This window comes from Micromonospora sp. NPDC047557 (assembly GCF_043205095.1).
GTDB lineage: Bacteria > Actinomycetota > Actinomycetes > Mycobacteriales > Micromonosporaceae > Micromonospora.
Genome location: NZ_JBIDDK010000007.1, coordinates 155871 through 179842, shown reverse-complemented (window position 1 = coordinate 179842; position 23972 = coordinate 155871). Strand labels below are relative to the sequence as shown.

At 73.1% G+C, this 23972-nt stretch carries 22 protein-coding genes; 8 read left to right on the top strand and 14 right to left on the bottom strand.

Features of this window, described 5'->3' with window-relative positions:
- Positions 1–28 precede the first annotated feature (28 nt).
- The gene (locus ACGGAQ_RS18790; protein ID WP_393050828.1) at positions 29–3307 is read left to right on the top strand and encodes a lamin tail domain-containing protein; all 3279 of its coding nucleotides are present in this window, start codon (positions 29–31) and stop codon (positions 3305–3307) included.
- 57 nt (positions 3308–3364) lie between these two features.
- Here the strand turns inward: ACGGAQ_RS18790 and ACGGAQ_RS18785 are convergent, their stop codons facing one another.
- A complete protein-coding gene (locus tag ACGGAQ_RS18785; RefSeq protein WP_354854483.1) occupies positions 3365–3868 on the bottom strand; it encodes a helix-turn-helix transcriptional regulator in 504 nt (167 codons plus the stop codon).
- Between the two features lie 321 nt (positions 3869–4189).
- On the bottom strand, positions 4190–4537 hold the full coding sequence (locus ACGGAQ_RS18780) for a MerR family transcriptional regulator (RefSeq protein ID WP_393050825.1): 348 nt from the start codon (positions 4535–4537) through the stop codon (positions 4190–4192).
- A gap of 57 nt (positions 4538–4594) precedes the next feature.
- On the opposite strand from ACGGAQ_RS18780, the gene ACGGAQ_RS18775 reads away from it, so the two are divergent.
- Together ACGGAQ_RS18775 and ACGGAQ_RS18770 are read left to right on the top strand one after the other, a co-directional pair.
- Positions 4595–5170 carry an NADPH-dependent FMN reductase gene (locus ACGGAQ_RS18775; RefSeq protein WP_393050822.1) on the top strand — a complete coding sequence of 192 codons (576 nt, stop codon included), beginning with the start codon at positions 4595–4597 and terminating at the stop codon, positions 5168–5170.
- Positions 5171–5179: 9 nt separating this feature from the next.
- On the top strand, positions 5180–6706 hold the full coding sequence (locus ACGGAQ_RS18770; protein WP_393050820.1) for a DHA2 family efflux MFS transporter permease subunit: 1527 nt from the start codon (positions 5180–5182) through the stop codon (positions 6704–6706).
- Here ACGGAQ_RS18770 and hemB read toward each other — a convergent pair.
- Genes hemB through ACGGAQ_RS18745 form a run of 5 tightly spaced genes read right to left on the bottom strand, consistent with a single transcriptional unit; the run spans position 6657 to position 12348 of the window.
- Positions 6657–7640, bottom strand: a complete 984-nt coding sequence (gene hemB / locus ACGGAQ_RS18765) for a porphobilinogen synthase (protein WP_393050817.1) — start codon at positions 7638–7640, stop codon at positions 6657–6659. The genes ACGGAQ_RS18770 and hemB overlap by 50 nt on opposite strands.
- Positions 7641–7662: 22 nt before the next feature.
- Positions 7663–9243 carry a uroporphyrinogen-III synthase gene (locus ACGGAQ_RS18760; RefSeq protein WP_393050815.1) on the bottom strand — a complete coding sequence of 527 codons (1581 nt, stop codon included), beginning with the start codon at positions 9241–9243 and terminating at the stop codon, positions 7663–7665.
- Complete coding sequence (hemC, locus tag ACGGAQ_RS18755; protein WP_393050812.1) at positions 9240–10208, bottom strand: hydroxymethylbilane synthase; 969 nt, start codon at positions 10206–10208, stop codon at positions 9240–9242. Before hemC ends, ACGGAQ_RS18760 begins: the two co-directional genes overlap by 4 nt.
- The gene (locus ACGGAQ_RS18750; protein ID WP_393050809.1) at positions 10205–11581 is read right to left on the bottom strand and encodes a glutamyl-tRNA reductase; all 1377 of its coding nucleotides are present in this window, start codon (positions 11579–11581) and stop codon (positions 10205–10207) included. The genes hemC and ACGGAQ_RS18750 overlap by 4 nt, the downstream gene beginning before the upstream one ends.
- Positions 11578–12348, bottom strand: coding sequence for a redox-sensing transcriptional repressor Rex (locus tag ACGGAQ_RS18745; protein ID WP_234582375.1), 771 nt, complete (start codon positions 12346–12348; stop codon positions 11578–11580). The genes ACGGAQ_RS18750 and ACGGAQ_RS18745 overlap by 4 nt, the downstream gene beginning before the upstream one ends.
- A gap of 383 nt (positions 12349–12731) precedes the next feature.
- Here ACGGAQ_RS18745 and ACGGAQ_RS18740 point away from each other — a divergent pair, with 383 nt between their 5' ends.
- Entirely contained in the window at positions 12732–14027 is a 1296-nt protein-coding gene (locus ACGGAQ_RS18740; protein WP_393050806.1) for a sensor histidine kinase, read from the top strand.
- Positions 14028–14067: 40 nt separating this feature from the next.
- Positions 14068–14721 carry a response regulator transcription factor gene (locus ACGGAQ_RS18735; protein ID WP_354854500.1) on the top strand — a complete coding sequence of 218 codons (654 nt, stop codon included), beginning with the start codon at positions 14068–14070 and terminating at the stop codon, positions 14719–14721.
- On the opposite strand, the gene ACGGAQ_RS18730 is transcribed toward ACGGAQ_RS18735, so the two are convergent.
- The 3 genes from ACGGAQ_RS18730 to ACGGAQ_RS18720 are packed head-to-tail and all read right to left on the bottom strand — an operon-like array spanning position 14702 to position 17239.
- Positions 14702–15367 (bottom strand): HAD family hydrolase, encoded by a 666-nt coding sequence (locus ACGGAQ_RS18730; protein ID WP_393050803.1) that lies wholly within the window; start codon positions 15365–15367, stop codon positions 14702–14704. The genes ACGGAQ_RS18735 and ACGGAQ_RS18730 overlap by 20 nt on opposite strands.
- A gap of 20 nt (positions 15368–15387) precedes the next feature.
- Positions 15388–15642, bottom strand: a complete 255-nt coding sequence (locus ACGGAQ_RS18725; protein WP_393050800.1) for a glutaredoxin family protein — start codon at positions 15640–15642, stop codon at positions 15388–15390.
- Positions 15632–17239 (bottom strand): AMP-binding protein, encoded by a 1608-nt coding sequence (locus tag ACGGAQ_RS18720; protein WP_393050797.1) that lies wholly within the window; start codon positions 17237–17239, stop codon positions 15632–15634. Before ACGGAQ_RS18720 ends, ACGGAQ_RS18725 begins: the two co-directional genes overlap by 11 nt.
- A 574-nt stretch (positions 17240–17813) precedes the next feature.
- On the opposite strand from ACGGAQ_RS18720, the gene ACGGAQ_RS18715 reads away from it, so the two are divergent.
- From ACGGAQ_RS18715 to ACGGAQ_RS18705, 3 genes are all read left to right on the top strand, one after another.
- The gene (locus tag ACGGAQ_RS18715) at positions 17814–18767 is read left to right on the top strand and encodes an ECF subfamily RNA polymerase sigma factor, BldN family (protein ID WP_393050795.1); all 954 of its coding nucleotides are present in this window, start codon (positions 17814–17816) and stop codon (positions 18765–18767) included.
- 281 nt (positions 18768–19048) lie between these two features.
- Positions 19049–19936 carry a DUF5667 domain-containing protein gene (locus ACGGAQ_RS18710; RefSeq protein ID WP_393050792.1) on the top strand — a complete coding sequence of 296 codons (888 nt, stop codon included), beginning with the start codon at positions 19049–19051 and terminating at the stop codon, positions 19934–19936.
- A 135-nt stretch (positions 19937–20071) separates the two neighbouring features.
- Entirely contained in the window at positions 20072–20947 is an 876-nt protein-coding gene (locus tag ACGGAQ_RS18705) for an HAD family hydrolase (RefSeq protein WP_393050789.1), read from the top strand.
- A gap of 1 nt (position 20948) precedes the next feature.
- Here the strand turns inward: ACGGAQ_RS18705 and ACGGAQ_RS18700 are convergent, their stop codons facing one another.
- The 4 genes from ACGGAQ_RS18700 to ACGGAQ_RS18685 all read right to left on the bottom strand — a co-directional run bounded on the left by ACGGAQ_RS18700 (position 20949) and on the right by ACGGAQ_RS18685 (position 23871).
- Entirely contained in the window at positions 20949–21806 is an 858-nt protein-coding gene (locus ACGGAQ_RS18700; protein WP_393051122.1) for a lysophospholipid acyltransferase family protein, read from the bottom strand.
- 340 nt (positions 21807–22146) lie between these two features.
- Complete coding sequence (locus ACGGAQ_RS18695; protein WP_393050786.1) at positions 22147–23223, bottom strand: NAD-dependent epimerase/dehydratase family protein; 1077 nt, start codon at positions 23221–23223, stop codon at positions 22147–22149.
- A 122-nt stretch (positions 23224–23345) separates the two neighbouring features.
- A complete protein-coding gene (locus ACGGAQ_RS18690; RefSeq protein ID WP_007465623.1) occupies positions 23346–23447 on the bottom strand; it encodes a 30S ribosomal protein bS22 in 102 nt (33 codons plus the stop codon).
- Positions 23448–23661: 214 nt separating this feature from the next.
- Positions 23662–23871: a helix-turn-helix domain-containing protein gene (locus ACGGAQ_RS18685; RefSeq protein ID WP_007465625.1), complete on the bottom strand. Its 210-nt coding sequence runs from the start codon at positions 23869–23871 to the stop codon at positions 23662–23664.
- Between the last annotated feature and the right edge of the window lie 101 nt (positions 23872–23972).

Below are 23972 nucleotides of genomic sequence, written 5' to 3'. Positions count from 1 at the left end.
ACCCCCGTCCACCCATCGTGGAGGCCCTATGCGCCCGCGCCGCACAACAGCCGCGCTCGCGATCGCCACCGCCGCAGTGACCGTCACGGCCCTCGGCGTCACACCCACCGCGGCCAGCGCCGCGCCCACCGACCTGTTCATCTCGGAGTACGTCGAAGGCTCGTCGAACAACAAGGCGATCGAGCTGTTCAACGGCACCGGCACCGCCGTCGACCTCACCGCGGGCGGCTACCAGCTCCAGCTCTACTTCAACGGCGCCACCACACCGACCAGCATCGCGCTGACCGGGACCGTGGCCGCCGGGGACGCGTTCGTGTTCGCCAGCGCCTCGGCCGGGGCGGCCATCCTCGCTCAGGCCGACCAGACCACCGGTGCGAGCCTGTTCAACGGCGACGACGCGATCGTCCTGCGTCGGGGCACCACGGTGCTCGACTCGATCGGTCAGGTGGGCGTCGACCCGGGCACCGAGTGGGGCGCCGGCGCGACCAGCACGGCGGACAACACGCTGCGCCGGCTGCCCACGGTGACGGCGGGCGACACCGACCCGTCGGACGCGTTCGACCCCGCCGCGCAGTGGACCGGTCTGCCGGTCGACACCTTCGACGGGCTCGGCTCGCACACCGTGGACGGCGGTGGTCCGGTCGACGCGCCGGCCACGCTGACCTGTGGTGGGCCGCTGGTCACCGCCGCCGGAACGGCCGCGAGCCGCGAGGTGACCGCCGCCGACCCCGACGACACGATCGTCGACCTGGCGGTGACCGCGATCAGCCCAAGCCCGACCTCCGGCTCGATCACCCGTACCGCGTTCACCCCGGCCGACGGGGTGGGCGGCACCGCCCGCGCCACGATCAGCGCGAGCGCCGACCTCACCGCCGGGGCGTACACCGTCACCGTGACGACGACCGACGCGGGCGGTGGCACCGCCACCTGCGCGCTGGCCGTGCAGGTCACCCGGGAGCTGACCGTCGGCGAGGTGCAGGGTCCGACCACCGACACCGAGTCCGGCCCCGCCGACCGGTCACCGCTCGCACCGGCGAGCGGCAACGGCACCAGCAGCACGATGTACGACGTCCGTGGCGTGATCACCCAGTTGACGCTTGCCCGTACGGCGGCCGGAGCGGAGCAGAACGGGTTCTTCCTGCAGAGCCGCAGCGGTGACACCGACGGTGACCCGACCAGCTCCGACGGCATCTTCGTGTTCATGGGCACGTTCACCTCGCTGATCGGCGGCTACGTGCCGACGGTCGGCGACGAGGTGGTGCTCCGGGCCCGGGTGTCGGAGTACTACAACCTCACCCAGCTCTCCGGCGCGTCGCTGGTCCGCCGGATCGCCACCGGCCTGGACGTGGACACCGCGGTCACGGTGACCGACGCGGTGCCGCCGGTCGAGCTGACCGACGCGCAGCGCTGGTGGGAGCGGCACGAGGGCGCCCGGCTGCGCGTACGCGCAGGCAGCGGCGCGGTGAGCGGTCGTGACGTCTTCTCGTCCACGGCGGACGCGGAGCTGTGGGTCGTCGACCGGGACGACCCGCTGCTCGACCGCGCCGACCCGTACGCCCGGCGGGTCTTTCGGGACTCCCACCCGCTCGACAATGACCCGAGCCGGCGCTTCGACGACGGCAACGGTCAGCGCGTGCTGCTCGGCAGCATGGGCGTGAAGGGCACCGCCGGGGACAGCACCGCGCTGCTCCCGCCGGCGCACACCTTCGACACGCTGCGCGCGGACGCGGTGGGCGGCGTCTACTACTCGTTCGAGAAGTACGGCGTGCAGGTCGAGCGGGCCGAGTTCGACGCCGGGGCCGACCCGTCGAAGAACAACCCGCCGAAGCCGGCCGACCGTTCCCAGGAGGTCGCGGTCGCCACGTACAACGTGGAGAACCTGTACGACTACCGCGACGACCCGTTCGACGGCTGCGACTTCGCCGGCAACGCCGGCTGCCCGGGCGTCGCCCCGCCGTTCGACTACGTGCCGAGCAGCGAGGCGGACTACCGGGAGCATCTGACGTCGCTCGCCGACCAGATCGTCTCCGATCTGCACGCGCCCGATCTGATCCTGGTGCAGGAGGCCGAGGACCAGGACATCTGCGCGATCTCCGGGGCGGCGCTGGCCTGCGGCGACACCAACAACGCCGACGGCGCTCCGGACAGCATCCAGGAGCTGGCGCTCGCGGTGGCGGCGGCCGGCGGGCCGGCGTACGCCGCCACCTATGACCGGACCGGCGCGGACGCCCGCGGTATCACCGCCGCGTTCCTGTACCGCACCGACCGGCTGTCGTTGGCGGCCGCGACGGCGAACGACCCGCTGCTCGGCTCGGCGCCGACCGTCCAGTACCGGGCTCCCGGACTTCCGGGCAACGCCGACGTGCAGAACCCGAAGGCCCTGAACGCGGTGCTGCCGGCCGATGTGGACACGTCGACCGGGAAGGACGGCAACAACGTCTTCACCCGCGCCCCCCAGCTGGGCAAGTTCACGGTGGCAGCGGCGCCCGGCGCGGCCGAGCGGTTCACCCTGTACGCGCTGAGCAACCACTACTCCTCCGGCCCGGACAGCCGGATCGGGCAGCGGCGGGAGCAGGCGGCGTATGGCGCGGCGATCGTCACCGCGATCGAGGCGGCCGATCAGAGCGCCCGGGTGGTCTACGGCGGGGACCTGAACGTCTTCCCCCGCCCGGACGACCCCATCGCCACCGGCGCGCAGCCGACGCCGTCGGACCAACTCGCCCCGCTCTACGAGGCCGGCCTGCACAACCTGTGGGACACCCTCGTCGCCCAGGTGCCGGCATCGGCCTACTCGTACAGCTTCGAGGGGCAGGCGCAGACGCTCGACCACCTGTTCGTCAACGACGCGCTTTACAGTGACCTGGTGCAGGTGCGGGCGGCGCACGTCAACGCCGACTGGCCGGCGGAGTTCACGGGTGACGGGTCGCGGGGCTCCAGCGACCACGACCCGCAGGTGGCCCGCTTCCGGTCCCGGGCGTCGTTGACCGTCACCGACACGTCGGTGGTCGAGGGCGACCAGGGCACCCGTCAGCTCACCTTCACGGCGACCGTGTCCCGTCCGTTGTCCCAGCCGGTGCTGCTCTGCGCCGCGACCGTCGGCGTCACGGCGCAGGCCGGTTCGGACTTCGAGCCGTACGCCGGCTGCAAGGTGCTGGCCGCCGGTGACACCTCGGTGGCTTTCCCGGTCACCGTGCGGGGTGACCGGCGGCGCGAGTCGGACGAGAAGTTGACCCTGCTGGTGGCCGGGGTGCCCGGCCTGCGGCTGGCCGACCCCCTGGCGACCGGAACGATCACCAACGACGACTGAACGACGGCGCTGACGGCCCACCGTCCGGTTTCCCCGGAGGGTGGGCCGTTCGCGGTCTCAGTAGTATTCGTCGATGATCGGGGGCGGTGGCAGGTGCCGATACTGCGCGACCCGCACCTCCCACTGGCTGCGTCGGCGCCGCGCCTCGCGGTCCGCCGAGCTGCGGTGGTAGGTCTCCGGCGGCCGTGCCAGGCCGTAGATGTCCCCCCACCACTCCCCCGGCTCAGGATCGAGGATCGTATCGAGGTGGGCGGGGTAGCGGCGTCCGGCGCCGTCGTGAACGTCGTCGCGGTCGGCCATCGGTCGAATCACCCGGCCCTCCTGGTCCACCACCACCAGATAGAGCCCGGCCGCGCCGAGTAGGCGCTCCAGCACCGCCAGACTCGGTGTCAGACTGCCGGCCTCGACCTTGCCCACGGTCGACGGTGAGACCTTGGCGAAGCGGGCCATCTGGCGTTGACCCAAACCCTTCATCCGACGGGCCCGGCGGACCAGGCCGGTGATGGGAAACCGCCCGACGGTCGGGCCGGGTGGCGGAGGAGGAACGAGTGCGGAAGCCATCCGACAACCATTCTCGGCCGAGACCCGCCTCTCAACCCCTGTGGATAACCCTGTGGAAAGCTGGCCGGCTCAGGGACTCGCCGCACCCCCCGCGCATCCTTTGCTCTGCTTCAACGGAGGCGACAGTGTGAGGCTCTTAGTGTTGCCTCCGCTGAAGCAGAGCAAAGGACGTCAAGGTGACCCTTGGGCCTTGGGCCTTGGGCCCATGCCGGTGAGCTGCTCGCCGCCGTCGTCCGGATGGCCGTGGTTGACCAGCCGGGGCACCTGCCCTGATCGTCAGGGCGCGCGGGCGACGATCAGCGGACCGCGGACCGGTCGAGGTCACAGCTCGCAGAGGCGGCGGCCGGAGCCGATGTCGTCCAGTGCCGCGTGCAGGTCGCGGATGCGCCGCTCGGCTTCGGCGGTGAGCCGGTCGTGCAGGCCCTGCCAGTCGGCCAGCTGGGGGTCGGTCGGCAGGGCCGCGAGCAGGTCGCGGATCTCGTTGACGGTCAGGCCGACGCGCTGGGCCACCCGCGCCACCCTGATCCGGCAGGCCGCGTCGGCGTCGAAGCGCCGCTGGTTGCCGCCGGTGCGGGCAGCCGTGATCAGGCCCTGCCGCTCGTAGAACCGCACCGCGGAGCCGCTGACCCCGCTCTCCCGGGCCACCTCGCCGACCGTCAACGTGCCCATCGCCACTCCCCCGCCGCCATTGACTTCACCATTAGTTCAAGTCCTAGCGTCCGAGGCATGACTACGCAAGAGGACACCGCACCCCCGACCGTCGCCGTACTCGTCGGGAGCGTCCGGCAACCTCGGATGGGCCGCTCGATCGCCGACTGGTTCGTCGCCCACGGGAGCCGCCGCGCGGATCTCGACCTGGACCTCGTCGACCTCGCCGAGGTGGCGCTGCCATTGGCCGACACCCCTCCCGGGGGCAATTCGGCCAGCCCGATCAGTGCCCGGTTGGCCGCCGCCGACGCGTTCGTGGTGGTGACACCCGAGTACAACCACAGCTTCCCGGCCGCCCTGAAGAACGCCATCGACTGGCACTACCGGGAGTGGGCCCGCAAGCCGGTGGCCTTCGTGTCGTACGGCGCCGGTTCCGGCGGCATCCGCGCGGTCGAGCAGCTCCGGCTGGTCTTCGCCGAGGTGCAGGCCGCCACGACCCGCTCCGGGGTGGTGCTCCGGGCTCCCTGGGAGCGACTCGACGTCGCGGGTCGGCTGGTCGACGACGAGCCGCTGCGGCAGGCCGCCGACGCCACGCTGAGCGAGCTGGCCTGGTGGGCCGAGGCGCTGCGCACCGCCCGCCGGGTCCGGCCCTGAGCCGGCGAGATGGACGCGTCCGCGCGGCGGCTCGGCTGGTACCTGACCCTGGGTGGTCTGCTCGCGGTGATCGACACCACGGTCACCGTGGTGGCCCTGCCGAGGCTGGTCGACGACCTCGACACCAACCTCACCACGATCGGCTGGGTCACCAGCGGCTACGCGCTCGCCCTGGTCGCAGTGATGCCCACCGCCGCCTGGGCGATCGCCCGCTTCGGCGCCCGCCGCACCTATCTGACCGCGCTGCTGCTGTTCACCGTCGGCTCCGTGTTGGCCGGGGCCGCCTGGAGCGTCGGATCGCTGATCGCGTTCCGGGTGCTCCAGGGGCTCGGTGGCGGACTGCTCAACCCGGTCGGGATGGCCGTCGCGCTCGCCGCCGTGCCGCCGGGGCGGCGCGGACAGATGATGAGCCTGCTCGGCCTCCCGGTGCTGGTCGGGCCCCTGATCGGGCCGGTGCTGGGTGGGCTGCTGCTCGATCACGCGTCCTGGCGGTGGATCTTCTGGATCAACCTCCCGGTGGGGCTGTTGGCGTTGGTGCTCGGCCGGAGGGTGCTGCCGGTCGCCGACCCGCGACGACCACCGGTCCGGCTGGACGTCGTCGGGCTGCTGCTGCTCTGTCCCGGTCTGGCGCTGGCGGTGTACGGGCTCAGCGTCACCGGCGAGCGGGGCGGGGTCGTCACCGCGTCGGTGCTGCTGCCGCTCGCGCTCGGCACCACGCTGGTGGTCACCTTCGCCTGGCGGGCCGGCCGGGTACGGCAGCCACCGCTGCACCTGGCCGTGCTGCGCGCGCCAGGGATGGCCCCCGGCGCCGCGACGGTGGCGTTCTTCGCCGCCGGATACTTCGGCTCGTTCCTGATCATCCCGACCTACGTTCAGGTGGTACGCGGTGACTCGGCCACCCTGGCCGGGGTGATCGGCATCCCGCAGGCGCTGACCACGGGGCTGATGCTCCAGGTCGCGACCCGGCTCGTCGATCGCGTCTCGGCGCGACGGGTGGTCGGGCTCGGCATCGCCACGGCGGTGGCCGGCACGGTGGCCCGGGTGCTGGTGCTCGACGCCGACACGTCGTACCCGCTGCTGGCCACGCTGGGGGCGGTCATCGGCCTGGGCATGGGTGCGACGTTGATGCCGACGATGACGGCGGCCAGCCGGTCGCTCCCGCCCGACGACCTGCCGTCCGGCTCGACGCTGCTCACCACGGTGTCGCACACCTCGGTCGCGGCCGGCACGGCGCTGATCGCCGCCGCCCTGTCCTGGCTGGCGGACCGGCTCGCCCCGAGCCTGGGCGGCGGGGGCATCACGGCCGCCAGCCGGCTCGACCCGGCCGGCCGGCTCGGCCACGCGCCGGAACTGGCGCAGGCCACCCGGCTCGCGCTCGCGGTGTCGGCCGTGCTGTTGGCGCTCGCCTGGCTGGCCAGCCGGCGACTTCCGGCCGCCGTCGCTGGTGCCGACGAGGTGGCCACCCCGGCGGGACCGGCGGAGTCGGTCAGTAGCGCTGGCGGAGCAGACCGGCGGCTTCCACCGCCCAGTAGGTGAGGATGATCTGCGCGCCGGCCCGCTTGATCGAGGTGAGCGTCTCCAGCATGACCCGTTCCCGGTCGATCCAACCGTTCGCGGCAGCCGCCTCGACCATCGCGTACTCCCCGGAGACCTGGTAGGCGGCAACCGGGACGTCCACCGCGGCCCGCACCGCCGACACCACGTCGAGGTAGGGCAGCGCCGGCTTGACCATCACCAGGTCGGCGCCCTCGGCGACGTCGAGCGCCACCTCACGCAGCGACTCGCGCAGATTGGCCGGATCCTGCTGGTAGGCACGCCGGTCGCCCTCCAGCGCCGACTCCACCGCCTCCCGGAACGGGCCGAAGAACGCCGAAGCGTACTTCACCGCGTACGCCAGCACCGCCACATCCTGGTGGCCGGAGGCGTCGAGCGCCCGGCGGACCACGCCGACCTGGCCGTCCATCATCCCGGACGGCCCGACCATGTGGACCCCGGCTTCGGCCTGGGCGACCGCCATCTCGGCGTACGCGGCCAGGGTGGCGTCGTTGTCCACCGCACCGTCTGCGGTGAGCACGCCGCAATGCCCGTGCGAGGTGAACTCGTCCAGGCACAGGTCGCTCATCACGACCGTGCTGTCGCCCACCTCGGACACCACGTCGCGGATGGCGACGTTCAGGATGCCGTTCGGGTCGATGCCGCCGGACCCGGTCGGGTCACGCCGCTCGGGCACCCCGAAGAGCATGATCCCGCCGACGCCGGCCTGGACCGCCTCGGTGGCCGCCTTGCGCAGGGAGTCCCGGGAGTGCTGGAGCACCCCCGGGAGCGACCCGATGGCCCGGGGCTCGGTCAGCCCTTCCTTGACGAACATCGGCACGACCAGCTCGGCCGGGTCGACCCGGGTCTCGGACACCAGCCGACGGATCGCCGGGGTGCGGCGTAGGCGGCGGGGCCGGATCTCGGGGTACGACATGGGAGGGCCTTCCTGAAGACGACTACCGGAAGCGGAGGGCGGTCGGCCCCTGCACCTTCGAGCCACGGCGCTGCTTGGCCGGCATTGCGGCCAGCTTCTCGCGCAGCTCGACGGCGTAGGCGGCGAGCGCCTCCACCAGGTCGGGCACCGAGGCGTGCGGTGGCTGGACGTCGACCCGAAGGCCGAACTCCGTCGCGGTCTCCGCCGTCTTGGGCCCAATCACGGCAACAACGGTCCGCGCGTGCGGCTTCCCGGCGATGCCGACCAGGTTCCGCACAGTGGAAGAAGACGTGAAGAGGACCGCGTCGAACCCGCCCGACTTGATCGCGTCCCGGATCTCGGCGGGCGGCGGAGCGGCCCGCACCGTCCGGTACGCGGTCACGTCGTCGACCTCCCAGCCGCGCTCGGTGAGCCCGGCGGCGAGCGTCTCGGTGGCGATGTCGGCGCGCGGCAGCAGCACCCGGCCGACCGGGTCGAGGATCTCGTCGTGCGGCGAGAACTCGGCCAGCAGCCCCTCGGAGGACTGCTCCCCGGCGGGGATCAGCTCCGGCTGGATGCCGAACGCGCGGACCGCGTCCGCGGTCGCCTCGCCGATGCAGGCGATCTTGACGCCGCCGAAGTGCCGGGCGTCGAGGCCGTGCTCGGCGAACTTCTCCCAGACCGCGCGGACCGCGTTCACCGAGGTGAAGATCACCCAGGCGTACCGGCCGTCGACCAGGCCCTTGACGGCCCGCTCCATCTGCGCCGGGGTGCGCGGCGGCTCGACCGCGATGGTCGGCACCTCGCACGGGATCGCCCCGTACGCCCGCAGCCGGGCGCTCATCGCGCCGGCCTGCTCCTTGGTGCGGGGCACCAGCACCTTCCAGCCGTACAGCGGGCGGTTCTCCCACCAGCTCAACTTGTCGCGCTGGCCCACACCCGCGCCGACGGTGAGCACCACCCGGCCGGTGAAGCCGAGCGCGGCGGCCACGAAGCTGTCCACGGTCGACGTGGTCGTGTACTGGGTCTCGCCGGTGCCGTCGCCGGTCACCCCGACACCGGTGGTGCCGTCGACCCCGGCGGCCAGCAGGCCGTCCCGGACGGCGGCGAGGTCACCGGCGTCCACCGCGAGCGCGAGCGAACCCCGGCCGACGGCCGCGGCCAGCGCCTCGAAGTCCAGCGTGCTGACGTCCTCGACGTCGGCGGCGGTACGCACACCCGGCAGCGGGACACCCGCGTAGGTGGCGACGCCCTCGGCCTGGCCGACGCCCGGCACCACCTCGAAGTGGGCGGCGGTGCGGGCCACCGCCTGCACCTCCTTGACCACCGAGTCGTGGCCGAACGGGTCACCGGCGACCAGGTGCACCGCGTTCAGCCCGGACCGGGCTGCGGAGATCAGCACCTTCGCCACGTCCCCCGGCGCGCCTTCGGCCGGGGTGAACTCGGCGTCGTCTCTGGCCTCGGCGCGGACGACGGCGAGCAGCGACTCGGGGACTCCCCGGTCGTAGATCACCTGGTCGGCGTCGACCAGGGCGTCGTGCGCCCGACGGGTCAGCAGGCCCGGGTCACCGGGGCCAGCCCCGACGAACGCGATACGGCCGACGGGCTTACGGGTGCGGGTCATTCTGTGCTCCCAAATTGCTGGGTCCCCGGGCCGGTGTGTCCTTCGTGGCCGAGGATCGAGTCGGCGCCGAGTTCGAGGAGTTCGGCGGCGAGTGCCTTACCGATCTCCGCCGCGTCGGCGGGCGTTCCGGTGCGGGACAGCCGGAGGTCACGAGTGCCGTCCGGGCTGATCACCGCCCCGCGCAGGTAGATCTCATCGCCGGTCTCGCCTTCGGCGAGTTCGGCATAGGCGGCGACGGGTGCGCTGCACCCGGCCTCCAGGGTTGCCAGCAACGCGCGTTCCGCGGTGACCGCGGCGCGCGACGGTGCGTGGTCGAGCGTCCCGAGCAGCTCGACCAGCTCCTGGTCGTCGACCCGGCACTCCACGGCCAGCGCGCCCTGAGCGGGCGCGGGCAGCATGAGCATCGGGTCAAGCGTCTCGGTGATCGCGTCGGTCCGGCCGATCCGGGCCAGTCCGGCCCGGGCCAGCACGACCGCGTCGAGGTCGGCCTCGGGGCCGAGCACCCGCGCCAGGCGGGTGTCGATGTTGCCGCGGATCGGGGTGACCTCCAGTTGCAGCCCGAGAGCGTGCAGCTGGGCGATGCGGCGCAGCGCGCCGGTGCCCACGGTGGCACCGGGCGGCAGCTCGGCGAGCGTCCGCCCGCCCTGGGCGATCAGCGCGTCGCGCGGGTCCTGTCGGGCCGGCACGGCCGCGATGTGCAGCCCGGCGGCGCCGGCCGTGGGCAGATCCTTGTACGAGTGCACGGCGAAGTCGATCGTCCGGGCGGTCAGCGCGTCACGCAGCGCGGAGACGAACACCCCGACGCCGAGCCGGTGCACCGGCGCGTTGGAGCGGTCGCCGGCGGTGACCACCTCGACGAGCTCGACCGGGCGGCCGGTGGCGACGGTCAACGCCTCGGCGACCTGGCCGGACTGGGCCAGCGCCAGAGCGCTGCCCCGGGTGCCGAGGCGCAGGGGGGCGGTCATCGCGCACCTCCGGTGGGCGGGATCTGCTCGGTGGCGTCGGCGCCGGTCACCGGGTCGTTGGCGAGGGTCAGCACGTCGGGGACGGTGTCCACCGGCGAGGTCTGCGGCACCTGGAGGTCGAACAGCTCGCGCAGGAGCGCCGCGTACTGGTCGCCACCGGGCTCGGCCGCGAGCTGGCGAACCTTGACGGTGGGCTGGTGCAGCAGTCGCTGCACCACGCGGTGCACCGTACGGGCCACCTCGGCCCGCAGGTCGTCGCCGAGGTCGGGGCGACGCTGGGCCAGGCGACGCAGCTCGGCGGTGACGACGTCGTCGGCGCGACCGCGCAGCGCCGCCACGGTGGGTGCCACGTCGGCGCCGCGCAGCCAGGTGAGGAAGCTCTCCACCTCGCCGAGCACGATCCGCTCGACGGCGGCGGCGTCCGCCGCGGCCGGACCGTCGGCGAGCAGCGCCGCCATCCGGTCGATGTCGATCACCTCGACGCCGGGCAGGTCGGCGACGCCCTCCTCGACGTCGCGGGGGACGGCCAGGTCGAGCAGGACCAGCGGACCCCGCGAGGGGCCCCGCTCGGCGAGCGCGGTGCCGACCACCGCCCGGGTGAGGACCGGTTCAGTGGACGCGGTGGCGGCCACTACGATGTCCACTGTGGAAAGCGTGGCGGCCAGCTCGGTCATCGGCGCCGCGTCCGCCCCGTACGACTCGGCGAGCCGGACTGCCCGCTCGGCGCCCCGGTTGGTGACCGTGAGCGGCCCGGCGCCCTGCCGGGACAGCGTGGCCACCCCGAGCGACCCCATCGCGCCGGCCCCGATCACCAGGGCCGGGTGGCCGGCGAGGTTGCCGTCGAGGTGCCCGGCGGCCAGCTCCAGCGCGGCGGTGACCACGCTCTGGCCGGCCCGGTCGATGCCGGTCTCGGCGTGGGCCCGCTTGCCGACGCGCAGCGCCTGCTGCATCAGCTCGTGCAGCAGGCGGCCGGCCGAGTCGGCGCCGGTGGCCCAGTGGTACGCGTCACGCAGCTGGCCGAGGATCTGCGCCTCGCCCACGACCATCGAGTCCAGCCCGGTGGCGACTCGGAAGACGTGGTCCACGGCTGCGGTGTCGTAGTGCACGTAGAGGTGGCTGGCGAGCGTCGCCGGCGAGCTGCCGGCCTGCTCGGCCAGGACGGCGCAGATGTCGCCGAGCCCGCCGTGGAATCCGGACACGGCGGCATAGACCTCCACCCGGTTGCAGGTGGAGACGAGCACCGCCTCGCTCACGTACGGCTGGGCGACCAGGCGGTCCAGGGTGCGGGTGAGGTCGGCGGGGGGCACGGCCAGCTGCTCCAGCGTGGCGACCGGGGCGGTCCGGTAGGACGCGCCGACGACGAGCAGTTTCACGTGCCGATCGCCTCCTGGGTGTCGGTGGCCGCGAGCCCGCCGGGCAGGGCCGTGAGAGCGGACCCGCCGGTGGCGGGCAGCGCGGTCAGCGACGCCTTGCGGTGCTCGTGGAAGGACAGAATCTGCAGCTCGATGGCGAGGTCGACCTTGCGCACGTCGACCCCCTCCGGAACAGAGAGTACGCACGGCGCGAAGTTGAGGATGCTCGTCACGCCGACCGCGACCAGCTGATCGGCGACCCGCTGGGCCGCGGCGGCCGGGGTGGCGATCACGCCGATCGCGATGGATTCCTCCGTGGCGACCGCCGGCAGCTCGTCGACATGCCGGACAACCAGGCCGTTGATCTCCTCGCCGACCCGGGAGGGATCGGCGTCGAGCAGTGCGGCGATCCGGAAGCCCCGGCTGGCGAAGCCGTCGTAGCCGGCCAGAGCGTGACCGAGATTACCCACGCCGACCAGGGCGACGGCGCGACGCTGAGTGAGCCCGAGCACGTACTCGATCTGCTCGATCAGCAACGCGACGTCGTAGCCGACGCCCCGGGTGCCGTACGAGCCGAGGTGGGAGAGGTCCTTGCGGAGCTTGGCGGAGTTGACCCCGGCGGCGGCCGAGAGGCCCTCGCTGGAGATCGTCTCGTGCCCGGCGTCGGCGAGGTTGTGCAGCGCGCGCAGGTATTCCGGGAGCCGAGCGACGGTCGCCTCGGGGAGATCCGGGAGCGCCGGTACGGCACCGGCGCGGCCGGGCGCACCTGGGTGACGGTGCTGACTCATGAGACTCCGTGCGGTGCGATCCTCGGCCAACTCCGCTGGTCGGCCGCTTATGGACTCCCGCTGGCGACCGAGGTTGCCGGCTGTGCTAGCAGGGCGCGTCGGAACTAGAGAGTAGGCGCTTGTGAAGACGTGCACAAATCGCGATCTTGTCGCTCCGGGACGCGACCCCACCAGCACCTCCATTCCACAAGATCGATTGACCGGCCTGCGCGCCCGCCACCTGGGCGATTATTGCTCAATCCCGACTTCTCTGACCAATCCCGCGTCGGCCGGTCCCGACGGCGGTAGGGCCCTGGTCACGGGCGACGGTAGGGACAGCACTACGGGGGAGAGACGGGGCTTCGGGATGGGGACACCGAGCCCAGCTGCCTAGCCTTTGGGCTATGACCGCCGTTGCCGCCAGCGACCATCCGACGCTGGCACCGAGCATCCCCCGCCAGCTCTTCGTCGACTCCGGGTACGTGCTGCTCGGCCTCCCCCTGGCGGTGGCCAGCTTCGTCGTCCTCCTCGCGGGCCTCGTGGCCGGTGTCGGCCTGGTGGTCACCGTGATCGGCCTGCCGATCCTCAGCGGCACCCTGTACGCGGCCCGAGGGCTGGCCGACATCGAGCGGCTGCGGCTGCCCGCCGTGCTGCGGCAACCCCGGATCCGCCCGCACTACCGACTGCCCGAGGCGGGCGCGAACGCCTGGCGGCGGATCTTCCTGCCGATGCGCGACGCCCAGTCCTGGCTCGATCTGGCGCACGGCATCCTGCGGGTGATCGTGGCGCTGGTCACCTTCGCGCTGACACTTGCCTGGTGGATCGCCGCGGCTGCCGGCTCCCTCTACTGGGTGTACGACTGGGCGCTGCCGCGCGGCGAGGGCGACGGCGACCTGGCCCAGCTGCTCGGCCTGGGCGAGTCGACCACGGCCCGGATCGGGGTGACCACCGCGGTCGGGGTGTTCTTCCTGATCACGCTGCCGATCGTGGTCCGGGGCTGCGCGCTGCTCCAGGCCAGCTTCGCCAAGGCCCTGCTGACCGGGGTGGCCGAGATGCGGGACCGGATCACCGTGCTGGAGGAGCAGAAGCGGGCCGCCGTGTCCGCCGAGGCGTCCGCGCTGCGCCGGCTCGAACGCGACATCCACGACGGCCCCCAGCAGCGCCTCGTCCGGCTCGCGATGGACCTCAGCCGGGCCCGGATGCAGCTCGCCTCCGACCCGGAGGCCGCCGGCCGGACCATCGACGAGGCGGTGACCCAGACCCGGGAGACGCTGGCCGAGCTGCGGGCGCTGTCCCGGGGCATCGCCCCGCCGATCCTGGTCGACCGGGGTCTGCCCAGCGCCCTGGCCGCGCTCGCCGGCCGCGGGCTCATCCCCATCGAGCTCAAGGTGGACCGGCAGCTCGGCACGCCGGGCGGACGGCTCGATCCGGCGGTGGAGAACACCGCGTACTTCGTGGTGGCCGAGGCGTTGACCAACATCGCCAAGCACAGTCGGGCCACCGAGGCCGTCGTCGCCGTGGCCCGCCAGGAGGCCCAGCTCCAGGTGCGGGTGGGCGACGACGGGCAGGGCGGCGCCCACCTCGCCAAGGGCCACGGGCTGGCCGGCATCGCCGACCGGGTCCGCGCGGCCGGCGGGGAGCTGGCCGTGGTGAGCCCGAGCGGCGGGCCCACCGAGATCCGTGCGGAGCTTCCGCTGTGAACCAACGAGAGCCGGGCCGGACGTGGTAGACACCACAGCCATGCGCATCGTGATCGCGGACGACGCCGTCCTGCTCCGGGAGGGGCTGGTGCGGCTGCTGACCGAGAGCGGGCACCAGGTGGTGGCCGCCGTCGGGGACGGTGACGCGCTGGTCGAGGCGGTGGTGGAGCACCGGCCGGACGTGTCGATCGTCGACGTCCGGATGCCGCCGTCGCACACCGACGAGGGGCTGCGGGCCGCGGTGGAGGCACGCCGGCTGGTGCCGCGTACGCCGATCCTGGTGCTCTCCCAGTACGTCGAGGTCTCGTACGCCGATGATCTGCTGGCCACCACCGGCGGCGCCGGCGGTGGCATCGGCTACCTGCTCAAGGACCGGGTGGCCGCGATCGACGAGTTCCTGGACGCGCTGCGTCGGGTGGCCGGCGGCGGCACGGTGCTCGACCCGGACGTGGTCGGCCAGCTCTTCGCCCGACGCCGCCGCGACGACCCGCTGCGCGAGTTGACCCCGCGCGAGCGGGAGGTGCTCGCCCTGATGGCCGAGGGCCGGTCGAACACGGCCATCGCCCGCGCCCTGGTGGTCAGCGACGGCGCGGTGGAGAAGCACGTGCGCAACATCTTCACCAAGCTCACGCTCCCGCCGGACACCGAGCAGCACCGGCGGGTGCTGGCCGTGCTCACCTACCTGCGGAACTGACCTCCTGCGCAGCCAGGGCCACCGCGTCGGTGAGGGTGTCGGCGACCGGGTGGCCGGAGGCGCGCAGCCGGGCCGGGTCGGTGAAGCCGCCGGTGTAGAGCACCGCCCGGCCGCCCACCGCGAGGGCCGCGTCCGCGTCGTCGATGGAGTCGCCGATCAGCACCACCGCGCTGCCGTCCACGCCCAGCTCGGCCAGGTGCCGCCGGAGCGACTCGGCCTTGCGGTCGCCGCCGACCGTGGCCCGCAGGCCGTCGACGCGGGTGAAGTGGCCGGTCAGCCCGTAGGTGTGCACGGTGGGCACCAGCTCCTCGTGGAACCACATGGACAGCAGGCTCTGGCTGCCCTCCCAGGCGGCCATCGCGGACTGCGCGTCGGCAGCCAGCTCGCAGGTCGTCAGGCCGCTGCGGTACGCGTCGTGGAAGATCCGGTCGAGGCGGCCGAACGCGTCGTCGTCGACGGCCTGACCGAGCACCTCGGCGTAGTAGTCGGCGATCGGCCGACGGAACCGCGTCCGGTGCTCGTCGAGGGTGACCGTCGGCCCGCCCACGCTCGCGAAGGCGGCGTTGGTGGCGGTCACCACCAGGCTGAGGTCGTTGAGCAGGGTGCCGTTCCAGTCCCAGACCAGGTGGGGTTGCGCAGGGGTCATCAGAGCACCATAGGCACGGCTCAGAGCTGTGGGGTGGTCAGGTCCCGCAGCAGCCGCTCCTCCTCCACCCGCCAGTAGCCGTGCTCCTTGCCGTCGAGCAGCACCACCGGCAGACGGTCGCCGTACTCCCGTTCCAGCCCCTCGTCGCCTGTGACGTCCCACTCGACCCACTTGTCGCCGGTCACCGCGACCACCCGGTCGAGCGCCGCCTTGGCGTCGTCGCACAGGTGGCAGCCGGGTCGGGTGATCAGGGCGAGTCGGGCGTCAGTGGCCATCGGTTACCTCCGTGCGGTCGGCCGGCGTCGCCGACCGGAGCTGGGTCTTGCGTACCTTGCCGATCGCCGAGTGCGGCAGGGCGTCGACGAACTCGACAGCGGTCGGGCACTTGAACCGGGCCAGGTTGCGTGCGCAGTGGGCGAGCAACTCCTCGCTGGTCACCGGTCGGCCCTGCACCGGCACCACGTACGCCCGCACAGTCTCGCCGGTCCGCGGGTGCGGCACACCCAGTACCGCCGACTCGACCACCCCGGGGTGCCCGGCGAGCACCAGCTCGACCTCGTGGGGATACACGTTGAATCCGTTGACCAGGATCAACTCCCCGAGCCGGTCGACCAGGAAGAGGTCACCGTCCTCGTCGGCGTACGCGATGTCGCCGGTGCCCCACCAGCCGTCCCCGTCCGGGCCGTCGCGCCCGTCGGGCCAGTAGCCGCCGAAGAGGTTGCGCCCGCGAACGACGATCTGCCCCGGGTCGGTGCCCGGGGCGACGTCGGAGATGTCCAGCTCGTCCGGGTCGTCGTCGGGGACCGCCTCGCCGTCGCGCCACAGGTCCTCCCCGGTCGGGCCGACCAGGCGTAGCTCCACCCCGGGCAGCGGCCGGCCGATCGAGCCGGCCTTGACCACCGGACCGACCAGGGTGGAGGTGAGCACCGGCGCGGTCTCGGTGAGGCCGTACCCGACGTGCACCTGATGACCGGTGACCTCGGTGAAGCGCGCCGCGACCGCGGGCTCCAGCGGCGCCGCGCCGCACACCGCCACGCGCACCGACCCGGTCGCCGCGCGGACCGCGTCGGCGTCGGCCCAGGCCAGGAACATCGACGGTACGCCGACCAGCACGCTGACCCGGTGCCGGGCGATCTCGGCGAGCCCCGCCGTCGGCCCCGGCTCATCGAGCAGCACGCCGGTGGCGCCGTGGTGGACGACGGCGCCGAGCACCGAGTTGAGCCCGTACGCGTGGAACAGCGGCAACGCCAGGAGAACGGTGTCCGTCGGCCCGACGACCGGCGGCTCGATCTCCGCGACCTGTTCGTGGTTGGCCAGCAGCGCACGGTGGGAAAGCATCGCGCCCTTCGGACGGCCCTCGGTGCCGGACGTATAGAGCAGTACGGCCAGGTCATCGCCGCCTCGGCGCGGACGGGGGCGCGGATCGGGCGCGTCGGCGGTCGGCGGCGTGTCGTGCACGGCGGTGAGCGCGGGCAGGTCGGCGGCCACCTCGGCGACCAGGCGGCGGACCCGCTCGGTGCCGATGAGCACCGACGCGCCGGAGTCGGCCAGTACGTGCCGCAGCTCCGGGGCGGTGAAGCCGGGGTTGACCGGGACCGCGACCAGGCCGGCTCGCAGTGCGCCGAGCCAGCCGATCACGAAGTCGGGGGTGTTGTGCAGCCCGATCGCGACCCGCGGCGGCGGTCCACCCGGGTCGGTGGGTGGCACCGCGGCGGCCAGTCCGTGCGCGGCGGCGGTCACGGCGGCGTCCAGTTCGGACCAGGTGACGCGCCCCTCGCGCCAGTACAGCGCGGGCCGGTCACCGTGGTCGAGAGCCGCCCGATGGACCCGGTCGGCGAGGTTCGGCGCGGGGTCTGCCGAGAAGTCCTGCACGGTGGTCGAGTCTGGCACAGCGGCGGTCGACAGGCCACGCCCGACGGTCGGGCCGCCAGGTTGCCCGGCGTCCCGTCAACGGGACAGTCACCGTGCCGTCGACGCTCCGATCGAGTCCGGCCGATGGGACGAGTGGCAGGCCGGGCCGACGCTTCGGCCACGCCCACGCGGCGGCCGGCCGGGACGGCGCGGCCGATCGGCCAAACTGCCCCCGACCTGGGGATCCACCCAGGACCACCGGCCCAGGCCAAAGTCAAACGCACACGACGGACAACCGGTCCGCCACCGGTGCGACACAGCGGGAAATACTTCCGCCCTGTGTAACGGACTTGCCACGCGCGGGTGACGTTGGCCCTATTATCACTCGGGTCGGCTCACCCCATTTGCCGTGAGTCGACACCCCTCAGCCCGAGGAGGCCCCCGTGCCTGTGAGCGCATTGGACCAGCACCTCAAGGGGAACTGCCGCCCGTCGGCACACCCCGGAACCGTCCTGCCCGACCGGTTGCCCGGTCGGTCCGCACCGACGACCCGTAAACCAGCCCGGCCGGCCACCAACGGGACGGGGGCCGCGCGGTGACCACCTTCGGATACGCGGAACGCCCGATCGGCCTGACTGGCCAGACGACCCGCTCCCCGGTCAACGAACGACCGGCGGCCCGCGCACCGCTGAGCGACCCGCACGCCGCGATGCGTGGCGACAACGCCGCCCAGCGGACCCGCAACCGCCCGCACACCAACGAGCCACCACCGAGACCGGCGGTCCCGGGTGGCAACGCGATGCCGACCGGCGGCCGTGTCGCCGCACCGGCCCGACCGACCATGCCCATCCAGGGCCGTCGGGTCGGCGACGCGCCGGCGGCGGCAACCGATCCGACGGCGGGCGAGACGGCGGTGATCCCGGCGGTCCCGGCCGCCACCGGAACCACCCCGACCGGCTTCCCCAGCCGCCCGGACCCGTCCGACCCGGCCACCGAGGTCTGGACGCTTGTCGAGCGGGCGCAGGCTGGCGAGTCCGAGGCGTTCGGCCTCATCTACGACCGGTACGTCGACACCGTCTTCCGGTTCGTCTACTTCCGGGTCGGCAACCGCCAACTCGCCGAGGACCTCACCTCGGACACGTTCCTGCGCGCTCTCAAGCGGATCGGCAGCTTCACCTGGCAGGGCCGCGACCTCGGCGCCTGGCTGGTGACGATCGCCCGCAACCTGGTCGCGGACCACTTCAAGTCCGGCCGTTACCGGCTGGAGGTCACCACCGGCGACGTGCTCGACGCCGACCGCGAGGACCGGGGCCCGGAGGGCAGCCCGGAAGCCGCGGTGGTCGAACACATCACCAACGTCGCCCTGCTCACCGCCGTCAAGCAGCTCAACCCGGAGCAGCAGGAGTGCATCGTGCTCCGGTTCCTCCAGGGCTTCTCGGTCGCCGAGACCGCCCGCGCGATGGGCAAGAACGAGGGTGCCATCAAGGCCCTGCAGTACCGGGCCGTTCGCGCGCTGGCACGGCTTCTGCCCGACGGCTTCCAGCCATGATTCTCGGCGGCGGGGCCGACGGGCGTCGATCAATGTCTCGGCAGCTCAGGCCCTGTCGCACCCGGTGACGGCGATCACTTTCTGTGATTTCCGCCCCGCCAGGCCCGTAACCCGTGCCCGGTCCGCCGCGTTTCTCCGGGTGCGACCGGTGGTTGTCCCGGCAGGCCCGGGGCACCGAGGTCCGACCGGCACGCCGGACGGCACCTCACCTCCGTGGTGTCACACCGCCGCCCGGTCGCTGGCAACGATGGCGGCCGACCGGCCGTGACCAGCGAGAGGAGGTGCCTGCGGTGGACGACATCCTCTTCTCCCGCCGGCGCGCCGAGCGCTTCGCGCAGCTTCTCGACGAGGCCAACGGCGGCCGGCGGCACCACGTGCGGTCCCGGGTGGACGGCCAACTGGCCCCGCTCGTCGCGGTGGGTCAGCGGCTCAGCGTCGATCCCCCCACGGCCGAGGTGAACCCCGAGTTCCGCACCGGCCTGCGAGCGATGCTGCTCGCCACCGCCGAGCGCGAGGGGATGGGCACCCCACCGGCGACGGCCGAGCCGGCTGCCCCGCGGGCCGCGGCCACGAGCCGCGGCTCTCTGCTACCCGCGGTCACCGCCCGACGCGCCCGCGCCCGGGGCGCGATCCTTGTCGGCATCGCCGCCGGCGCCATCGCCGTCTCCGGGATCTCCGCCGCCAGCGAGAACGCCGTTCCCGGCGACGCGCTGTACGGCATGAAGCGCTCCACCGAGCGGGCCCAGCTCGCCCTGGCCAGCTCGGACGTCAGCCGCGGCCAACTGTTCCTGGACTTCGCCCGGACCAGGCTCGGCGAAGCCGCCGAACTGCGCGGCGACCGCATCGGCTACAGCGCCGTCCTCGACGACATGGACGCCGACACCCGGCAGGGTATTCGCCTGCTCACCGCCGCCGCCGTACAGCGGGCCGAGCCGGCCAGCCTGGACACCGTCAACACGTTCGTTGCCAGCCAGCGCCGGGCGGTGACCAACCTGCTCGACGGCGCCAGCCGGGCCGACCGCGAACGGACCCGGAGGTCGCTGGCCCTGCTGGACAGCATCCGTGAGCGCTCGGACTCGGTGCGCGCGGCGATCGCCTGCGGCCTGCCGGCGCCGACCGGCAGCGACGCGCTCGGGCCCACCCCGACCACCTGTCCCGGCGAGCGCTGACCCGCCAGCCCCGGCACCGCCATACCGCACGTCTGACCGGCCGGGCCACAGTTCCCTGTGGTCCGGCCGGTCGACCGTGCGCTCCGGCTACCCTCGCTGGAGGCATTCGTCGTACCTGGTCAGGAGGGGAGTCGCGTGGCACGCAGCCGTAAGGTGACGGTCAGCACCGACGCCCACGGTCACACCGCCGGATGGGCGGAGACCGCGCTGGCGCCGGTGACCCCACCCGCACCGGACCCGGCCGCCGCGGCGTTCTTCGACGTCGACAACACGATGATGCAGGGCGCGTCGATCTACTGGTTCGCCCGCGGGCTCGCCGCCCGGAACTACTTCACGACCGCCGACCTGGCCCGCTTTGCCTGGCAGCAGCTCCGGTTCCGGCTGCTCGCCCGCGAGCACGCCGGGGACATGTCCCAGGCGAAGGACGCCGCGCTCGCCTTCGTCGAGGGATGGCGGGTGGACGACGTCGAACGCCTCTCGGAGGAGATCTTCGACGAGCTGATGGCACCCCGGATCTGGGCCGGCACCCGGCAGCTCGCCCAACGCCACCTGGACGCCGGTCAGCGCGTGTGGCTGGTCAGCGCCGCCCCGGTGGAGATCGGCCGCGTGATCGCCACCCGGCTTGGCCTGACCGGCGCGATCGGCACGGTGGCCGAGGTGCGGGCCGGGGCGTACACCGGACGGTTGGTGGGCGACCTCATGCACGGGCCGGCCAAGGCCGAGGCGGTCACCCAGCTCGCCGCCGTGGAAGGGCTGGACCTGAGCCGCTGCGCGGCCTACAGCGACTCGGCCAACGACCTGCCGCTGCTCTGCTCGGTGGGCCGGGCGGTGGCAGTCAACCCGGACGGCACCCTGCTGCGGCAGGCCCGGCAGCACGGCTGGGAGGTGCGGGACTTCCGCACCGGCCGTCGGGCCGCCAAGATCGCCGTACCGTCGACGGCGGCAGCCGGTCTGGTCGCCGGCGCGGTCACCGCCGGCCTGGCGTTGCAGCGCCGCCGCCGCGCCGGCTGACTCAGGGGCCGAAGGGGTCGGGTCGCCGTTCCAGCAGCGAGTGCAGGGTCTGCTGGATGGTCTCCCGCACCTGGTCGGCGAGGTTGAAGACCACCAGCGGGTCGTCCGCCGAGTCGGTCAGGTGCGCGGTGGGGATCGGCGGGCAGAACTCGATCAGCCATTTGCTGGGCAACGGCACCATGCCCAGCGGCCCGAGCCAGGGGAAGGTCGGCGTGACCGGGAAATACGGAAGCTTGAGCAGCCGAGCCAGGGGCTTGATGTCGGCGAGCATCGGGTAGATCTCCTCGCCGCCGACGATGGCGACCGGAACGATCGGCGTGCCGGTGCGCAGCGCCGCCGAGACGAAGCCGCCCCGACCGAACCGTTGCAGCTTGTACCGATCGGCGTAGAGCTTGCCGACGCCCTTGAACCCCTCCGGGAACACACCGACCAGGTCACCACCGCCGAGCAGCCGCTCGGCGTCCGGGTTGCAGGCCACCGTGCCGCCGGTCTTGCGGGCGATCTCCGACACCACCGGCATCCGGAAGACCAGGTCGGCGCCGAGCAGGCGCAGGTAGCGGTGAGCGGGGTGCTTGTCGTGCAACGCCGCCGAGAGGATCAGCGCGTCCAGGGCCACCGTGCCCGAGTGGTTGCCGACCACCAGCGCGGGCCCGTCGACGGGGACGTGCTCGATCCCGCTGACCTCGGTCCGGAACCAGTCCCGATAGAGCAGCCGCAGCAGCGGGTGGAAGACCGCGTCGGTCAGGTCCGGGTCGAACCCGAACTCGTCGACCTCGTAGTCACCGGCCAGCCGCCGGCGCAGGAACGCCAGCCCGTTCGCGACCCGGCGGTCCCACTGGTCGCCGGGCCGATCCGGCACCGCCGGACCGGTGCCGCCCGCCCCGCCTGCGGTGGGCGCGACGCCCCCGCTCGCCGGCCCGTCGGTCGCCGTGTCGACCTCGTCGGCGGCCGGGTCGCCGCCCGTCATCGCCGGCTCGTCGGTCGCGGTGTCGACCTCGCCGCCCGGCGTCCCGGCCGGCGCGAGCCGGCTCGCCGGCCGGTGGCCGTTGCGCCGCGCCGGCTCCGCGTCCGGCACGGGTGGCCCCGGCGGTACGTCGAACGGCCCCATGCCCGCCGGCTCGCGCCCCTGCGTCGGCCCGGTCACGACGGCACCTCGGTTCGCGACCGCGGGGCTCGCCCAACCGGCGCACGCCGCGCGCTCATGACGACCGCTCCCGCACCGCGGCACGGACCTGCCGGATGCCGTCCAGGACCAACTGCTCGGCGGCGGCCAACTGTCCTCGGCTGAGCACCACCCCGCCGTGGTGGGCGCGGATGAAGTCGTCGAACGCGGCGGCGGTGGAGCGGGGTGTGAAGCCGTACTCCTGCTCAAGGCGCGTGGTGTCGACGACCCGCCCGTGCACGAAAAGATCGACCTGGTCCAGGCCGTAGCGGCCGAACCCCATGGTGCGGGCCAGCGCCGCGGCACCTGAGAGACCCGGCTCCAGCACCGGCACGGCCACCCGACCGGCCCGCCGGATCGCCTGGGACAGCGACAGCACTCCCGGACCGGCGACGTTGTAGGTGCCGGGGTGATCCTCCACGATCGACCGGTGCAGCACTTCCAACGCGTCGTCGAAGTGCAGGAACTGCAACCGGGGATCGCGGCCGAAGACGGTCGGCACGAACGGCTGCGCGAAGTAGCGCGTCAACGTCGTGTCGGCGGTCGAACCGATGAACGGAGCGAAACGCAGCACCGTCGCGGTCACGTCGGCCCGGCGGCGGCGAAAGCCGCGAACGTACCCCTCGACGTCGAGGATGTCGCGGCCGAAACCGCCGCGCGGCACCTCGCGTGGCTCGGTCTCCTCGGTGAACACCGCCGGATCGCGGAACGACACCCCGTACGCGGCGGTCGACGACCGGACCACGAGCTTGCGCAGACGGGGCGCTCGTTGGCAGGCGGCGAGCAGTTGCATGGTGCCGATGACGTTCTGGTCCTTCATGGCCGACCGGCCGCCGTGCTGCTGGTCGGGGGCGCTGACCAACGCGAGGTGCACCACCGCGTCGACCTCCAGGTCGGCGAGGAGCCCGACGAGCGACCCCGGGTCGACGCGAATCCGCTCGACCCGGTCCAGTAGATCGGTGAACTCGGCGCCCGGCTCCGGCGCATCCACGCCGATGACCCGCTCGATGCGGGGGTCGGCGGCCAGCCGGGCCGCCACGTGCGCGCCCAGGTACCGACCGACCCCGGTGACGACGACGACCCCCGGAGCACCTGAAGTGCTTCCGGGGGTCATCTGACGCACCTACGCCGACAGGAGGGATCGAGCCGGGACGACCACGGCCTGATCACCTGAGCCTCCGGGGGTCGACAGTTTGGCAAGTGAGGCCTTATGCCGGGCGTAGCGCCCGGCGACGATCACTTGCCGAGACGGCGACGCTGGACGCGGGTCTTGCGCAGCAGCTTGCGGTGCTTCTTCTTAGCCATGCGCTTACGGCGCTTCTTGACCACCGAGCCCATACGACAGCCTTTCGATACAACGTGCGGGGCGGACCGGATGACACCACGCAGGTGGCGACGGCGACCGCATGCGGACAACGGACCGGACCGGTCTGGGCGGCAGGGCGCACCGGTGGGGTCTCGGCCGGGCTCCAGGGTAGCCGGAGAGCGTCAGCAGGACCAACGCGCCCCCGTCCATGCCGCCTACGTGGCACTCGATCGGCGGACCGGTGGCTCAGGCGGTTTCCTGAAACGCGCCCCGCAGGTATTCGTGCACCGCGTGCTCGGGCACCCGGAACGACCGCCCCACCCGCACAGCGGTGAGCTCACCGCTGTGCACGAGGCGATAGACCGTCATCTTTGACACCCGCATGACCGTCGCCACCTCCGCGACGGTCAGGAACTTGACCTCCGACAGCCGTCCATCGGACTGCGACCCGGCCATGGCTCACCGACCCATCCCATGCCCGGCGCGTGCCAACCCGACGGATGCTCCGGGCCGGGCGGCGACGCGCGTGTTACCAGTACGGTAGCGGGGCGGCTGTG

What these genes read in the sequence shown, in the direction of transcription:
- ACGGAQ_RS18695 (WP_393050786.1), bottom strand. Translation starts at nt 23,223, where the DNA reads ATGACCCCCGGAAGCACTTCAGGTGCTCCGGGGGTCGTCGTCGTCACC.
- ACGGAQ_RS18725 (WP_393050800.1), bottom strand. Translation starts at nt 15,642, where the DNA reads ATGGCCACTGACGCCCGACTCGCCCTGATCACCCGACCCGGCTGCCAC.
- ACGGAQ_RS18775 (WP_393050822.1), top strand. Translation starts at nt 4,595, where the DNA reads ATGACTACGCAAGAGGACACCGCACCCCCGACCGTCGCCGTACTCGTC.
- ACGGAQ_RS18760 (WP_393050815.1), bottom strand. Translation starts at nt 9,243, where the DNA reads ATGACCCGCACCCGTAAGCCCGTCGGCCGTATCGCGTTCGTCGGGGCT.
- ACGGAQ_RS18770 (WP_393050820.1), top strand. Translation starts at nt 5,180, where the DNA reads ATGGACGCGTCCGCGCGGCGGCTCGGCTGGTACCTGACCCTGGGTGGT.
- ACGGAQ_RS18785 (WP_354854483.1), bottom strand. Translation starts at nt 3,868, where the DNA reads ATGGCTTCCGCACTCGTTCCTCCTCCGCCACCCGGCCCGACCGTCGGG.
- ACGGAQ_RS18730 (WP_393050803.1), bottom strand. Translation starts at nt 15,367, where the DNA reads ATGACCCCTGCGCAACCCCACCTGGTCTGGGACTGGAACGGCACCCTG.
- ACGGAQ_RS18790 (WP_393050828.1), top strand. Translation starts at nt 29, where the DNA reads ATGCGCCCGCGCCGCACAACAGCCGCGCTCGCGATCGCCACCGCCGCA.
- ACGGAQ_RS18690 (WP_007465623.1), bottom strand. Translation starts at nt 23,447, where the DNA reads ATGGGCTCGGTGGTCAAGAAGCGCCGTAAGCGCATGGCTAAGAAGAAG.
- hemB (WP_393050817.1), bottom strand. Translation starts at nt 7,640, where the DNA reads ATGTCGTACCCCGAGATCCGGCCCCGCCGCCTACGCCGCACCCCGGCG.
- ACGGAQ_RS18745 (WP_234582375.1), bottom strand. Translation starts at nt 12,348, where the DNA reads ATGAGTCAGCACCGTCACCCAGGTGCGCCCGGCCGCGCCGGTGCCGTA.
- ACGGAQ_RS18735 (WP_354854500.1), top strand. Translation starts at nt 14,068, where the DNA reads ATGCGCATCGTGATCGCGGACGACGCCGTCCTGCTCCGGGAGGGGCTG.
- ACGGAQ_RS18685 (WP_007465625.1), bottom strand. Translation starts at nt 23,871, where the DNA reads ATGGCCGGGTCGCAGTCCGATGGACGGCTGTCGGAGGTCAAGTTCCTG.
- ACGGAQ_RS18740 (WP_393050806.1), top strand. Translation starts at nt 12,732, where the DNA reads ATGACCGCCGTTGCCGCCAGCGACCATCCGACGCTGGCACCGAGCATC.
- ACGGAQ_RS18780 (WP_393050825.1), bottom strand. Translation starts at nt 4,537, where the DNA reads ATGGGCACGTTGACGGTCGGCGAGGTGGCCCGGGAGAGCGGGGTCAGC.
- hemC (WP_393050812.1), bottom strand. Translation starts at nt 10,208, where the DNA reads ATGACCGCCCCCCTGCGCCTCGGCACCCGGGGCAGCGCTCTGGCGCTG.